Below are 14,052 nucleotides of genomic sequence, written 5' to 3' on the forward strand. Positions count from 1 at the left end.
GATGGGGTCTGCCAATACGCTTTCAAGGTCGACGCGGAAAAAAATTCGCGAAATCGGTCGCTTGTCGTGAGATGCCAGAACTTAATGTCGCGTCGGATCGTTGCTCGGCTTCTCGACGTATTCGCCCTCCAGCGGTTTATCCGCTGCACGCGCCCGCTCGCCGGGCGTTCGTCGCTCATCGTCGGCTCGCGACCACGCGGTGTCCGTATCGACCCTGGGATCATTGGGCCACGCCGAGCGCGGCGCCTTGTTCGACCAGCGACGCAACAGTCGGCCGCTACCGGGCAGCAAGCACAGCAGGCCGAACAGGTCGGAGAGAAAGCCAGGGGCGATGAACAAGGCGCCAGCGAGCAGGAAGCCCGCGCCATGAAGTAGTTCATCGGAGGGAAGCTCGCCGCGCGAGAAACGTTCACGAGCGCGCTGGAAGGTCAGCACGCTCTCTCGGCGAATCAGGTGAATGCCGAAGGCGGCGCTTACGACGATCCATAGCAGTGTGACCAGCAGGCCGAGTTCGGCGCCGAGCGTGAACAGCACCGCGAAGTCTGCGATGGTCAGAAGCACCAGCAAGAGAAGAAGGGGCATGACGTCTCCCTGATTGGGTCTGCCTGACCCAAGAAATGGAGACGATCACCAGGAATACAAGTCGCGCGGCCTTCAAGGGCCGCGCGAAGAGCGGGGTAGATCAGGTAGGAGTCAAAGCGTGGCGTCGTCGCCGAGGTTGTCGACGGTCTTCTGACCGATGCCGCTGACACGAGTGAGGTCGTCGAGGCTGCCAAAATCACCATTGGCTTCACGGTCGTCGACGATCGCCTGCGCCTTGACGTCACCGATGCCTGGGAGCGTGGCGAGCGTTTCAGCGGAAGCCTGGTTGATGTTCACGGCTTCCTGGGCAAGTGCACCGGCGCTGAAGCTCAGAGCCAGGGCGAAAAGGGCGGCGCTTAGCATCTTTCTCATTACCTTCTCCTTCGAGTCCGTCAATGGAAATAGTATGGCGCGGGGCAGTGCCCCCATAAGCCCTATCGACACGTATTCGCCCGACTTGAGCGGCAATCACTTCGAATTGTCCATCGCCCCCGACCCCGCTATGGATTGGGTATACTCGCTCGCGAATTCGTCTGCAGGAGAGCTTCATGCCCGCCATCTCGACTCCTTTGATCATCGCGCTCGATTACGCCGACCTGCCATCGGCACTCACGATGGCGGACGCGCTCGACCCGCGCCGCTGTCGAGTGAAAGTGGGCAAAGAGCTTTTTACTAGGGTGGGCCCGGCGGCCATCGATGCGCTGCACGACCGCGGGTTCGAGGTCTTTCTCGACCTCAAGTTCCACGACATCCCCAATACGGCGGCCGGGGCGGTAGAAGCCGCTGCCGACCGCGGCGTCTGGATGACCAACGTGCACGCTGGTGGCGGCCGCCGAATGATGGAAGCCTGCGCGAAACGAATGTCGGAAGCGCGGTATCGAACGCATTTGATCGCGGTCACCGTGCTGACGAGCCTGTCGGACGAAGAGCTCGACGAAATCGGTGTGGAGGGGAGCGCGGCGGCGCAGGTGGAGCGCCTGGCGATGCTGGCCCAACAAAGCGGAATGCACGGCGTGGTCTGCTCGGCGCAAGAGAGCGCGCGACTGCGTGATCGCTGCGGCGACGGGTTCCTGAAGGTCACCCCCGGTATCCGACCGGCCGACGGTGAAGTCGGCGATCAGCGCCGTATCATGACGCCGGAGGCAGCACTGGCGGCCGGGAGTACGCATCTGGTCGTGGGGCGTGCCGTCACGCAGGCGGCGATGCCGATGGAAGCTTTGACGGCCATCGAGCGGTCGATCATCTGAGGCTCATTCGCCCTCGAGCCCTGTGACGGGTTTGCTCGTTCCCCAGCTGTGACAGCGAGGACACTGCCAGTGCAGCTGCTCGGCGCCGAAGCCGCAGCGCTGGCAGCGATATCGGGGGCGTGCGCCCAGCAGCTGGTGCGTGTGCTGCTTGAGCAGCTCCAGTCGGTCCCTCTCCCCGGGATCACTGTCCTCGAGATAGAGATCCATCAGGAAATCGACGCCGCGCAGACTCGGTTGGCCACGCAACTGCTCGCTGACGAAGGCGCATGCCATTTCGGTACCCTGGCGCTGTCTGAGCGCATCCGCGGCCATGATCACGACGGTGGTCTGCGGGTCGTGCTGTAGCTGCGCTTCCAGGAATCGCCACCAGCCGGCGTCATCGTCGAGTAGTCGATAGGCGTCTCGTAGAGGCGCGAGGACGAGAGGCGCAAACCCCGCGTCCTGATCGAGAATGCGCTGCCAGTAGCGGATCGCATTGCGATAGTGGCCGATGTCCCATTCGATCTGGCCGAGTATCCAGTTGGCCCGAACACAGCGATCGTCGATGGCCAGTGCCTGCCGAAGGGCCTTACGCGCTAGCGAGGGGCTGGCCGCGCGACGGTGTTCGAGCGCCAGCTCGCACTGCCAGTGAGCGGCGGAGCGCTGAATGTCGGCATCGGACCGGATCAGGGACTGGGCGATGTCGAGCGCTTGCTCCCACTCTTTCTCCTGCTGGAAAAGGTCCACCAGCAGGCGCTTGGCAGCCACCTTCTGCTCATCGTCGACGTTGGCCTTCTGCAGCATCAGTAACAGGCGTTCGGCACGGTCGAGCAGGCCGAGATTGAGAAAATCGCGAGAAAGCTCGAGCTGGACCTGGCCGCTCTGCACGGCGGTTAGTGTGGGGCGCGCGAGCAGATTCTGATGAATGCGTACGGCGCGGTCCGCCTCCCCACGGGACCGGTAGAGATTGCCCAAGGCAATGTGCGTCTCGATCGTGTCGCTATTGACCTCCAGTGCCTGCGTGAAGGTCTCGATCGCGCGATCGGGCTGTTCATTGAGCAGATAATTGAGTCCCACGAAGTAGTCGCGGGGGAGGGAGGACTGCCGGCGTTGCAGCGGCCGGGGATGGCGACCGCTCTCCCGACGACCCAACCACCAGCCAATGGCGATGGCTGCCACCAGCATGGCCAGTAGCAGAGCGTCGCTCATATCAGGTGCTTTCCTTGAACTCCTGCGTCCGGAGACGATCGAGTTCCTTGCGCTGTTGCTGATTGTGACGCTGTGCCCGGGTCAGCAGCGTCCGCAGGCGAAGATACATGCCGGTCATCGCGACCATGCCCAGAATCACGCCACAGGCAAGCGCCACCAGTAGCCAGAGAGACAGCGAGGCTGGCGGCAGTTCGACCCAGATCAGGTCCAGCGGCATGGGTTGCTGGTTATTGACGGCAAAGAGGATGCCGAGCAGCAGCACGACGATGAGAACGACAGCGAAGATGACGCCTTTTAGCCAGCGCATAGCGGTTCCTGATAAAGAGCCCGACGGCGGGGTCAGTGAACCCGTCGACCGGCGATGGGCTGGCGAGAGCCCGGTGACTGAGTGATCAATAGCCTAGCGCACGGCTGGCATTGACCTGTTCGCGCAGTTCCTTGCCCGGTTTGAAATGAGGAACGTACTTTCCCGTGAGGTCGACCGGGTCGCCGGTCTTCGGGTTGCGGCCCGTGCGAGGCTCGCGAAAATGCAGCGAGAAGCTGCCAAAGCCGCGAATCTCGACCCGGCCACCATCGGCAAGAGCGCTGGTAATGTCGTCGAGAATGACGCGAACCGCGGACTCGACATCTTTCGCCGAGAGCTCGGGGCGACGGGTGGCAATCTGCTCGATCAATTCCGATTTGGTCATCGACACTCTCCGTGGGCATCGGCCCGGCGGTTAAGGGCGTAGTAGCAACGCCGACTTCTATTGTTGTCGATTCAGCATACTTCGCAAGTTTTGCGAAAACAACGCACTAGGCGCTGTCCGAAAACTCGACTAGCGAAGAATAGACAACGTGGAAATTGGCGAGTCAGGAAGGTTTGCAAGGTGGAGTGCGGATCTCATGACCCTTGCTACCGCCTGGCGGCGGCGTGCGAGCACTCGGTATACGAAGGCGGGGAGTGGGGGGCGTCGTCAGGCAATGCCGCTGGGTACCCTCACGAGCGCCGTCGATCGCATCGCGGATCACTGTGGCGTCAGGGGTGTCGGTCTTTTGCGAGACGAATAGTGGAGACGTCTGGCGTTGGTCTACAATGGGTCACCGTTTCAGTACCCAGGAGAGACCGTGGCCGATAACGAAGACACAGTGCGAAAGCGCCTTTACTGGCATTCTCGTCGCGGTATGTGGGAGCTCGATCTGCTGCTCGTTCCCTTTCTCGAGGATCGCTACGACTCGCTCTCCCCCGAGGACCAGGTCCGCTACCGCGAGCTCATTGCAGCCGAAGACCAGGATCTATTCGTCTGGCTGATGCGCCGCGAATGGCCGGAAGACGCAGACCTGCGCCGCATCGTCAAGATGATCGTCGAACATGCCGAAGCCATCGATCGCCGTCGCCATCAAACGCTCTAGCGCGGCGCTGGTGGCGCAAGGGCTATCACTTGTGGGCGTTGCCCTCTACGCCGCGTTTTTCTCGTCGCTTCTGCTAGCGGTCGTCTGGCTCTTTCTCGGGACGGGTTATATCGTCAGCGCCTGGCGTCGCACGCCGCGACGGTTCTGGCTACGCTGTCGGTGGGAAGAGAGTCGCGCCATTTGGGAGTGCAGCTCGAACGAACGGGAATGGCACGAAATTCGCTGCGAGTCGCAAAGGCTCGGCCCCTGGCTTTCCAGCCTGGATCTCGATGGCAGAATCCGTTGGCTCTATCCCGACAGCCTTTCCGTGAATGACGGCCGCAAGCTTCGTGAGGCCCTGCTGACCCGGCAACGAGCGTCGACGATTTGAGGGGTGGGATAGCCGTCGACAAGCGGCTTCTTTTTCGTCGTTGCGGAAACGACGAGTCATGACGCAAACGGCCCCGCTATTGAGCGGGGCCGTTTGCATTCGGCAGTAGCGAGGCGCTATCGCGTCTCAACGATGGCCGACGAGAAAGCCGATCGCGAAGCCAGCGAGGGCGGCGACACCCATGCTGCTCCAGGCATTGCGATGGACATAGTTGTCGGTTTCACGCCAGGCGTCTTCGGCGTGCTCGACGAGGTCGTGCCCGATATCGTCGGCGCGATGGCGGGCCTGACTGACGCCCTTGCGACCGCGGCGCTTGGCGTCTTCGTAATAGTAGCGTGCATCTTCACGGTATTGACGGCTCATGGATCATCCTTAATCGATGGGTGGATTCTTGAATCGGTGATATAGGCGCAACTCAACGCTTGCGAATGAGCAGTGCGATGAAAGCACCGGCAAAGGCGGCGATGCCCACGCTCTGCCAGGGCTTGGCCTGTACGAAAGCATCGCAGCTTTCGCACGTGTCCGCGACCTGTGCGTTGATGCGTCGTCGCGAACGTTCTGCCCAACCGTCGTGATCGCCGAGGTAGGCAGACGCGTATCGAGGCGGCTCGTCGATACTCTCTTCGAGGGGCTCGGTCGCAAAATCGCCACCAGCATGCAACGGCTCGCCGATGCTTGGCTCTTCACTCAAACGACTACCGACGTCTGCCGCGATCGCCATGTCGTCATCGCCGCGTTGAACCTGGGATTCTTTGTCGTCACGATGGAAAAGGCTCACGTCATGTCCCTCGATAGCGTTGAAAGATCGTTAACAGTGTAGACAGCTTTGCTCGGTACGCCGCCATTCTTCTCTCGTCACTGTCGACTGCCGTCGCTGGTTTCGACGGCGAGTTCTGCATCGAGTCGCCGACTCACGCGGCCCGGGGAGCCACTATGGCGTGCCAGTAGCGCGTAGGCGATGGGCACGATGAAGAGCGTCAGCAGCGTGGCGACCGCGACCCCACAGAAGATCACGGTACCGATGACGACGCGCGATTCCGCTCCCGGCCCGAAAGCCAGCAGTAACGGTACGGCGCCTGCCATGGTGGTAATGGTCGTCATCAGGATCGGCCTCAGTCGCGTGACCGAGGCGTCGATCAGGGCGGTCTCGAAGGGATGGCCCTCGTCGCGGAGCTGGTTGGCGAACTCGACGATGAGAATCCCGTTCTTGGCGGCCAGCCCCACCAGCATCACCAACCCGACCTGGCTATAGATGTTGAGCGACTGTCCGCTGGCCCAGAGGCCTAGCAGTGCGCCGCCGATCGCCATGGGTACGGTGAGCATGATGATCAGCGGGTGGATGAAACTCTCGAACTGGGCTGCCAGTACGAGAAAGACGACCAGTATGCCGATCACGAGCAGGAAGGTCGTGGCGCCATTGGCCTGCTGAAAGTCCCGGGACGGCCCCTTGTAGTCGATGACGGCTTCGGCGGGAAGCTCCTCGGCGGCGATGGCGCGAAGCGCATCGAGAGCCTCGCCCAGTGTGGTCCCCTCCACCAGGTTGGCCTCCAGGGTGATCGCGCGCATCCGATTGAAACGGTTGAGCTCGCTGGCACCGGCGAACGACGAGACCTCGACGAGACTCGCCAGCGGGATCAGCGTGTCCCCGGTCGAGGCGCGCACCTGGACGTTGTCGAGCACGCCGGGGTCGCGCTGCCGATCGCGCTCGCCCTCGAGAATGACGTCGTACTCCTCACCATCGTCGACGTAGGTGGTCACGTTGCGTCCCCCGAACAGGGTTTCGAGCGTGCTACCGATGGTCGAGACCGTGACGCCCAGCGACGCCGCCCGGTCGTAATCGATATCGATACGAAACTGCGGCTGCGTTTCCTGGTAGTCGCTGTCGATCGCCTCCATGCCGTGGCCGCCCTCGGCGCGCAGACGCTCGAGCATGCGGTCACGCCATTCGGCGAGCGCCTCGTAAGTGCCGCCGCCGAGGACGAACTGGACCGGCTTTTCGACCCGACCGCCGAAACCCTGTCGCATGACCGGTGTGGCGGTCACCCCCGGCAGATCGCCGAGCTGCTGACGGACGTCACTCATGATCGCCCACGCCGAGCGCCGTTCGCCCCAGTCGTTGAGCGAGACGATCGCCAGGCCGTCGTTGAAGTTCTCCAGGCTGCCGAAGCCTCGGGGGCCACGCATCGACAGCTGATGGATGTCTCCGCGCTCTACCAGCGTCATCAGACGGGCTTCGATTTCGTCGAAATAGTCCTGCATGTAGCGAAACGTCGCGCCCGGCGGCCCTTCGATGAGAACGAAGAAGCTGCCGCGATCCTCGCGCGGCGTGTATTCGCTCGGCAGCTGCTGGAACAGCCAGCCGGTACCCACCAGCAGCAGCGAGAACGTGGCGATCACCGTCCAGCGTCGCCCGAGCGTGACTCGAAGCGCGCGACGGTAGGCGGTCTGGACGCGGTCGAGCACTGCATGAACGACGCGGCTGATTCGATTGTCGTGAAGCCCCGGATGCAGCAGCTTCGAACAGAGCATCGGCGCCAGCGACAGCGCCACCAGGCACGAGATCAGCACCGCAGCCGCCAGCGTCAGCGCGAACTCGGAAAAGAGGCGCCCGATATCTCCCTCGAGCAGGCTGAGCGGTACGAAGACCGCGACCAGTACCAGCGTGGTCGCAATCACCGCAAAGCCGATCTGGCGGGTGCCGCGAAAGGCCGCCACCAGCGGGGACTCGCCGTGAACCACCATGCGTCGGTGGACGTTCTCGATGACCACGATCGCGTCGTCGACCACCAGCCCGATCGCCAGTACCAGCGCCAACAGCGTCAGCAGATTGAGAGTGAAACCGAAGGCCCCCAGGAAGACGAAGGTCCCGATCAGCGAGATGGGCACGGTGATCGCGGGCACTAGCGTGGTCCGCAGATTGCCCAGAAAAGCGAAGATCACCACCACGACCAGTGCCATGGCGATGAACAGTGTGATGACCACTTCCTTGAGCGCTCCCGAAACGAAGATCGAGGAGTCGAAGTTGAGCGACAGCGACATGCCTTCGGGCAAGCTCTCCTGCAGCCGCGCCATTTCCGCCTTGGCGCCCTCGGCGACCTCGAGCACGCTCGCCGTCGACTGCTTGATCATTCCCAGACCGACCATGGGGACGGTATTGCCGCGATAGATCGACCGCTCCTCGACGGAGCCCACTTCCACTCGTGCCACGTCCGACAGCCGCACCAGATAGCCATCGCTCGCCCGCGCGACGGCGAGGTCGCGAAAATCCTCGGCGCTGACGAAGTTCCGCGGGATACGCAGGGTGAACTGCCGGTCCCGGGATTCCAGAAAGCCCGCGGGCAGCTCGACGTTCTCCGCCCGCAGGGCGTCGGCGACGTCATCCACCGTCAGTTGTCGAGAGGCGAGGGCGTTACGATCGAGCCAGACTCGCATCGCATACTCCTTGCCGCCGCTCAGGCGCACCCGGGCGACGCCGTCCTGCGTCGAGAAACGATCGACCAGGTAGCGGTTGGCGTAGTCGGTCAGCTCGGGGATGGTGTATCCCTCGCCGGAGAGCGACAGCCAGATGATCACGTCGTCGCTGCTGTCGCTCTTCTCGATCTCGGGAGATTCCGCCTGATCGGGGAGGTTGTCCGCCACCGCCGAGATTCGATCGCGAATGTCGTTGGCGGCACCGTCGATGTCGCGATCCAGCGAAAACTCGATATCGATTTCCGACTCGCCGTCCGCGCTTTGCGATTCGATCGAAACGATGCCTTCGATACCCGCGATACGGTCTTCGAGCAGCTGGGTGATCTGGGTTTCGACCACGCTTGCCGAGCCGCCGGGATAGCGCGTCTCGATACTCACGACGGGCGGGTCGATCGCCGGATATTCCTGTAGCGGAAGACGCTCCAGCGCTAGCAGACCGAAGGCGACCAGCAGCAGCGAACCGACGGTGGCGAGGACAGGCCGACGAATCGAAAGATCGGAAAGGCGCATCAGTTATCGGTTTCCGAGGCGCTGGCCCGTCGCTGACGCTCCAGTACACCCTGCATATCGCTTTCGGCGACGTTCTCGGCGATCGACTCGACCGCATCGTCGGCGCGCACTTTGAGTGTGCCGTGAGTGACGATGCGGTCGCCTTCGGCGAGCCCCTCGAGGACTTCGACCTTGCCGTCACGGCGCTCACCGATCGTGATCTCCCGGCGCGAGACGCGCGGCGGATCCTGTGCGTCCAGCAGCCAAACGGTCTGACGCTCGCCATCCGGGACCAGGGCGCCTTCGGGCACGCTCAGAACCTGTCGGGGCGGCTGGCTGAGCGTGACGATCATCAGCATGCCCGGTCGCAGCAGCCTCTCGGCGTTGTCCAGGCGAGCACGCACGGTCAAGCTTCGCGAAACGGCATCGATGCGCGTGCCGATCGTCGCCACGTCGGCCTCGAAGATCCGGCCGGGATAGCTCGGCGTGGTGGCATCGAGGGCGAGCCCGGGGCGGATCGCCGAGAGCAGCGTGGCCGGCACGGTGAAATCGAGCTTCATCACATCGAGCTTGTCGAGAGTGACGAGTTCGGTGCCCGGCGTCACGAGCGCCCCTTGGCTCAGCTCGCGTAGCCCAACGGTACCGGCGAAGGGCGCACGGATGCGATGGTCGTCGATCCGCGCGCTGATCTCGTCGATCTCGGCCTCGCTCTGGCCCACCAGTGCCGTGCTGTCCTCGAGCGTCGCCCGGACACCGAGGTTCCGGTCCTGGAGCTGCTGAGCGCGATTCACGGCGTTTTGACGCTGCTCACGGAGCGCCTCGGCGGCTCGCAGCGAGGCTCGTGCCTGGTCGTCTTCGAGCTGCACCAGCCACTGGCCGGCATCGACGCTTTCACCGTCGTCGAAATTGAGTGCTTCCACGCGTCCTGTCACCGTCGCCGAGAGCGTGACGCTCTCGTCGGCGCGAAGCGTGCCCAGTGCTTCCAGCGACTCGCGCCAGGTCTGGGTCTGTACGGTGGCCGTCATCACGGCAGTGGGTGCCGCCTCGGCTCTGGCTGCACCGATACCGGTCACGCTGAATGTCACGGTCACGATGAGTGCCGTGGCCACGGTGGATGTCGCGGTCACGAGCCGGGTGGCCCAAGCCGGCAGCCGGCGGGTTCCCGTGTAGGAGCGGGCGAAGAAGGGCGGCAAAAGCGAAGTCATAAGGTTTGTTGTCTTTATCATGAGCATCCGTCGAGTAGGCGGCGGCAATCTGTGTCGTACGCTATCGGGTCGAGTGTGAACGACCGATGAATGTGGCTTGTTAAGACCCTACCTCGTCTGCGCGCAGCCGATACCCCCGGATGCCGTTGGGGTCAGCGCGATGCCCGTGGCGGTGCATCGATCGTAGCATGATCGATTTTGTTATCATCCGCGGCTTCGAAGGCAACGTAACGCGATGGCTGACCATGACGATCTTCCAGCGGCGCCAACCGTCGGTCCCTGGCCGCGGGCTGAGCGCGACCCGTCGAGGCGATGTATGAAAACCTACGACGTCGTGGTGATCGGCGCTGGCGCGGCCGGCCTGATGTGCGCGCTGACCGCCGGCTATCGCGGCCGGCGAGTGCGGGTCATCGACCATGCCAACAAGGCAGGCAAGAAGATTCTGATGTCCGGTGGCGGGCGCTGTAACTTCACCAACCTTGCCACGGCACCCAAGCATTTCTTCTCGCGCAATCCGCATTTCGCCATTTCGGCGCTGAAGCGTTATACCCCGCAGGATTTCGTCGAGCTCGTCGAGCGCCACGGTATCGACTACGTGGAAAAGGCGCCGGGGCAGCTCTTCTGCGCCGAGTCGGCCAAGGAGATCGTCGCGATGCTGCTCACCGAATGCGAGTGGGCCGGCGTCGAGGTGACGCTCTCGACAGCGGTGGACGAGGTCGAGCGGCATGGCGAAGGCATGCGTCTAGTGGCGGGGAGCGAGCGCATCGAGGCGGGTGCGGTGGTGGTCGCCACCGGCGGACTTTCCATCCCGACGCTCGGGGCGACGGGGTTCGGCTACGAGCTCGCTCGCCGTTTCGGCTTGGCGGTGACGTCGACCCAGGCGGCACTGGTGCCGTTCACCGTGACCTCACAGTGGAAAGCCGAGCTGGGCGCGCTCGCCGGTCTGTCGAGCGACGTGGCGATCCGTTGCGGCGATGGCCACTACCGCGAGCCGCTGCTCTTCACGCATCGTGGCCTCTCCGGACCGGGAATGCTGCAGGCGTCGAGCCACTGGATGCCGGGCGCGCCCGTTCAGGTCGATTGGTTTCCCGACATCGACGTGGCGGCGAATCTGGCGGATCAGCGCCAGAACGCGCCTCGTCGAATGCTCTCCGGATGGTTGAACGACACGCTGCCGAAGCGACTCGTGCAAGCGCTGATGCGCTGGCTAGAGTGGGACGATCGGGCGTTGGCGACACTCTCCAACCGCGAGATCGAAGCGCTCGCTACCGGTCTCGAGCAGTGGCAGTTCAAACCGGCGGGAACCGAGGGCTGGCGCACCGCCGAGGTAACGCTGGGTGGCATCGAGACCGGAGCCGTTTCGTCGAAGACATTTGCCGTGCGCGATCTACCGCAGCTCTATTTCATCGGCGAGGTGCTGGATGTCACCGGCCAGTTGGGCGGCTTCAACTTTCAGTGGGCGTGGGCGTCCGGCGTCGCCTGTGGGCAGGCGGTATAGTTCTGGACACATCGACATGACAGGGGCGCCATGAAGGCGCCCCAGGACATACCGCTGACGGGATTCGAATCGTGTGTAGGGCGATTTCGCAAGACCGTTACGCGACGATAGGCCGAAGCTAGACTGATGAGTCTGCTACGCAGGGCGACGCGAGCGTCGCCCTGATCTTCACAGGGGTCGACCGAGTGTCGACTAGTGGCCGCGCCCGCGGCTGGCCTTGTAAAGCGCCTTGCCACGGTTGTACATGAGAAAACCGGTCAGCGCTCGACGAAGTATCCGGCCGGTTGCCCGCGGCTTTCGTGCCGTACGCATGGCGAAGAGGCTGCCCGCCGCCATCAGCGGCACCTTGAGCTGCATCATCTTTTCCCAGCCGCGGTCGATCGGCGCGGTAGCGTCGCGCCAGTCGCGCATGGCGGCGGTCATCTCCAACCGATCCTGAAGGATCTGCTGCTCCAGCGCCTCGATCTGCTGCTCGCGAGTGCGGTCAGTCATGCGATGGCTCCAGTGCCTGGCGGTCGCGATCCAGATTGTTCAGCGTCGCAGCCATGAGCTTGCGCCGTTTGGCGACTCGCTTGGCCGAAATGATGAACCCGGCCGAGATCACAAAGAGGATGGCGGAGCAGATCGCGATCGCGAGCAGCCGATTGTCCTCCCAGTACATCACGACGATCAGAAGGATCAGCATCCCGACGGCGAACGAGAGCATGATGAGACCGGCACCGGCGAGTAGCAGCATGGTCAACATGCGGTCGCGTTCGGCTTCCCACTCGACGACGGCGAGACGCAGGCGCGTCTCGCCGGTCGCGATCAGGTTGGAGATTAGCCGCCGGGCGGCGGCAACGACGCTCTCCGCCGGCCCTGCCATCAGCTACGCCCCAGCAGCAGTCCCAGAACCACGCCAGCCGCAGCACCGATGCCGATGCTGGTCCACGGGTTGTCGTGCACGTAGCGATCGGTAGCGTCCATCTGGTCACGAGCGCCCGAGTAGATCGCCTCGCCACGCGCTTCGAGACGCGCACGCGTGTCCTGGAGGCGCTGCTGGGCACGGTCGCGAAGTTCGGTGATATTGCCGCGGGAATCGTCGGCAGTGGCATGAATCAGCTCTTCCACCGTGTGAGAGAGATTGCGCAGATCTTCCTTCAGCTGCGCGGTGGAGGCTTCGCGCTCGCGCTCGCCACTCTGGCCGTATTCGGAAGTGTTATCGCCGACGGGTTGCATGGTCATGGTTGTCGTCCTCTGACAGTCGATTGGCTTGATACCAATGGGCGTGATGCCGATTGGCATGGTGGCACTTTATTGGGTTCGGCACGAAATTGGGTTCGGCACGAATGCGGTTCGTCGCTAGCGCGTTTCAGCATAGTCAGGCGGTGAGAGTGCATCAACGCGTCCCGGGGATACCGGCCAGAAAGGTGTTGATACTGAAGCCCACGCCGACACGCTGAACGTCGTTATTGTAGTCGATCAGGCTTTCGCCGTAGCCGCGGTAGTACTGTACATAACCGCGTACCTTGCCGAACAGTGGAAAGGAGTAATCGATCTGGCTGCCGTAGCGGCCCTTGCCCGGGTTGCCTCGCATCATCACTGATACCTCGTGTTCGCCGAGCGCCCGCACCACGGTCACGTCGCCGTAGCCGATGTAATTTTCCAGGTCCGGGTTGTCGTCGTCCTCGTCGTTTTCGGGGATGCGCCAGTGCGGCATCACGCTCACGGCCCACTCGCCACGCTGGAAGATGGATTCCGCGTAGAGCCGGTTCCAGCTTCGCGATAAAGGATCGGAGCGACCGTTGGATTGATGCGCGAACCCGACACGGTTGATCGTGTTGGTCCAGCCGAAGAGCGTGGTGCTGTTATCGAAGCTGAGAAACCCTTCGGGCTCGTAGTTGGTTTCGCGAAACGGCGACGAGGCCGCGGAGTTGTAGGCTTGCCACCAGCTGCGCTGGGTATAGGCGAAGAAAAGATCGCCGTTGTCCTCGAAGATGTCGTCGAGCAGCTTGACCTTGAAACTCAGCTGAAACTTCATCTCCGTTTTGTCGACGTCGCCGTCCGACGATATTTCCTCGAAATCGGAGTAGTCCGGATTGGTGTTGTAGGTCCACGGCATGAGGTAGTTGCGCCGATAGGCCGTGATCGCCAGCGGGTTTTCCGCCGTCTCCGCCTCGAGCGTGCGCCGGTTCTCGGCCTGCTCGTTGGCCTGCTCGACCGGATCGGCGCTCGGCGGGGTCGATGTCTGGGCGTCGGCCGTCGGCGCCATGAGCACCCCGAGAAGAACGATGCCGGGAACTTGCAGAGAACGACGGGGGGTCATGGGCGATCCTATCTGATCATCGAGTAGTGGTGTCTTCGGTCGCCGGCTCGACGCGCGCTGACGACGAGGCGACCGGTAAAGCCGGGTTCGATCACGATTTCTAACACGTCGACGGGCGAAAGCAACTCTCGAGGCAGGGACAGACACGCATACCGCATGTGCGGATACGCGCCCGTGCGCAAGTCGATCCTCGAGACCGCGAGGATGGCTGCCGATACGTCTCGGCATCTCGCGATCCCGGCGCTACACTCCGCCACCAGAACGCGGTGCCGATGGCAGCCGGCAACGACGTATTCAACGGCGAG

16 protein-coding genes are annotated in these 14,052 nt (G+C 63.1%); 3 read left to right on the forward strand and 13 right to left on the reverse strand.

All coding sequences use genetic code 11. The annotated features are described in order from the left end of the window. Nucleotides 1-81: 81 nt before the first annotated feature. On the reverse strand, nt 82-582 hold the full coding sequence (locus DOM33_RS09955) for an FxsA family protein (protein ID WP_110668467.1): 501 nt from the start codon (nt 580-582) through the stop codon (nt 82-84). A 111-nt stretch (nt 583-693) separates the two neighbouring features. Continuing rightward, a complete protein-coding gene (locus DOM33_RS09960; RefSeq protein WP_110668469.1) occupies nt 694-954 on the reverse strand; it encodes a ComEA family DNA-binding protein in 261 nt (86 codons plus the stop codon). 176 nt (nt 955-1,130) lie between these two features. Here DOM33_RS09960 and pyrF point away from each other — a divergent pair, with 176 nt between their 5' ends. After that, a complete protein-coding gene (gene pyrF / locus DOM33_RS09965) occupies nt 1,131-1,829 on the forward strand; it encodes an orotidine-5'-phosphate decarboxylase (RefSeq protein ID WP_110668471.1) in 699 nt (232 codons plus the stop codon). Nucleotides 1,830-1,832: 3 nt separating this feature from the next. On the opposite strand, the gene lapB is transcribed toward pyrF, so the two are convergent. The 3 genes from lapB to DOM33_RS09980 all read right to left on the reverse strand — a co-directional run bounded on the left by lapB (nt 1,833) and on the right by DOM33_RS09980 (nt 3,706). Continuing rightward, complete coding sequence (gene lapB / locus DOM33_RS09970) at nt 1,833-3,017, reverse strand: lipopolysaccharide assembly protein LapB (RefSeq protein ID WP_110668473.1); 1,185 nt, start codon at nt 3,015-3,017, stop codon at nt 1,833-1,835. Between the two features lies 1 nt (nt 3,018). Continuing rightward, nucleotides 3,019-3,324: a lipopolysaccharide assembly protein LapA domain-containing protein gene (locus DOM33_RS09975; RefSeq protein WP_110668476.1), complete on the reverse strand. Its 306-nt coding sequence runs from the start codon at nt 3,322-3,324 to the stop codon at nt 3,019-3,021. A gap of 85 nt (nt 3,325-3,409) precedes the next feature. Beyond that, nucleotides 3,410-3,706: an integration host factor subunit beta gene (locus DOM33_RS09980; RefSeq protein WP_110668478.1), complete on the reverse strand. Its 297-nt coding sequence runs from the start codon at nt 3,704-3,706 to the stop codon at nt 3,410-3,412. Nucleotides 3,707-4,124: 418 nt separating this feature from the next. On the opposite strand from DOM33_RS09980, the gene DOM33_RS09985 reads away from it, so the two are divergent. Beyond that, a complete protein-coding gene (locus DOM33_RS09985; protein WP_110668481.1) occupies nt 4,125-4,409 on the forward strand; it encodes an FAD assembly factor SdhE in 285 nt (94 codons plus the stop codon). A gap of 496 nt (nt 4,410-4,905) precedes the next feature. Here DOM33_RS09985 and DOM33_RS09995 read toward each other — a convergent pair whose 3' ends face one another. From DOM33_RS09995 to DOM33_RS10010, 4 genes are all read right to left on the reverse strand, one after another. Next, nucleotides 4,906-5,142: an ElaB/YgaM/YqjD family protein gene (locus tag DOM33_RS09995; RefSeq protein WP_110668485.1), complete on the reverse strand. Its 237-nt coding sequence runs from the start codon at nt 5,140-5,142 to the stop codon at nt 4,906-4,908. Nucleotides 5,143-5,194: 52 nt separating this feature from the next. Further along, nucleotides 5,195-5,500 (reverse strand): glycine zipper domain-containing protein, encoded by a 306-nt coding sequence (locus DOM33_RS10000; RefSeq protein WP_162617949.1) that lies wholly within the window; start codon nt 5,498-5,500, stop codon nt 5,195-5,197. A gap of 134 nt (nt 5,501-5,634) precedes the next feature. After that, complete coding sequence (locus tag DOM33_RS10005) at nt 5,635-8,760, reverse strand: efflux RND transporter permease subunit (protein WP_110668489.1); 3,126 nt, start codon at nt 8,758-8,760, stop codon at nt 5,635-5,637. After that, nucleotides 8,760-9,944: an efflux RND transporter periplasmic adaptor subunit gene (locus DOM33_RS10010; protein WP_110668491.1), complete on the reverse strand. Its 1,185-nt coding sequence runs from the start codon at nt 9,942-9,944 to the stop codon at nt 8,760-8,762. Before DOM33_RS10010 ends, DOM33_RS10005 begins: the two co-directional genes overlap by 1 nt. A 316-nt stretch (nt 9,945-10,260) precedes the next feature. Between DOM33_RS10010 and DOM33_RS10015 the strand changes: the two genes are divergently transcribed. Continuing rightward, nucleotides 10,261-11,442 (forward strand): BaiN/RdsA family NAD(P)/FAD-dependent oxidoreductase, encoded by a 1,182-nt coding sequence (locus DOM33_RS10015; RefSeq protein ID WP_110668493.1) that lies wholly within the window; start codon nt 10,261-10,263, stop codon nt 11,440-11,442. 192 nt (nt 11,443-11,634) lie between these two features. Here DOM33_RS10015 and DOM33_RS10020 read toward each other — a convergent pair whose 3' ends face one another. The 4 genes from DOM33_RS10020 to DOM33_RS10035 all read right to left on the reverse strand — a co-directional run bounded on the left by DOM33_RS10020 (nt 11,635) and on the right by DOM33_RS10035 (nt 13,747). Next, a complete protein-coding gene (locus DOM33_RS10020) occupies nt 11,635-11,934 on the reverse strand; it encodes a YqjK-like family protein (RefSeq protein ID WP_110668495.1) in 300 nt (99 codons plus the stop codon). Next, entirely contained in the window at nt 11,927-12,307 is a 381-nt protein-coding gene (locus DOM33_RS10025) for a phage holin family protein (protein WP_110668497.1), read from the reverse strand. Before DOM33_RS10025 ends, DOM33_RS10020 begins: the two co-directional genes overlap by 8 nt. Beyond that, a complete protein-coding gene (locus tag DOM33_RS10030; RefSeq protein WP_420820187.1) occupies nt 12,307-12,666 on the reverse strand; it encodes an ElaB/YgaM/YqjD family protein in 360 nt (119 codons plus the stop codon). Before DOM33_RS10030 ends, DOM33_RS10025 begins: the two co-directional genes overlap by 1 nt. Before the next feature lie 154 nt (nt 12,667-12,820). Next, complete coding sequence (locus tag DOM33_RS10035) at nt 12,821-13,747, reverse strand: phospholipase A (protein WP_110668499.1); 927 nt, start codon at nt 13,745-13,747, stop codon at nt 12,821-12,823. Nucleotides 13,748-14,052: the final 305 nt, after the last annotated feature.

The sequence above is a fragment of the Salinicola halophilus genome (assembly GCF_003206155.1).
GTDB classification, from domain to species: Bacteria; Pseudomonadota; Gammaproteobacteria; order Pseudomonadales; family Halomonadaceae; genus Salinicola; species Salinicola halophilus.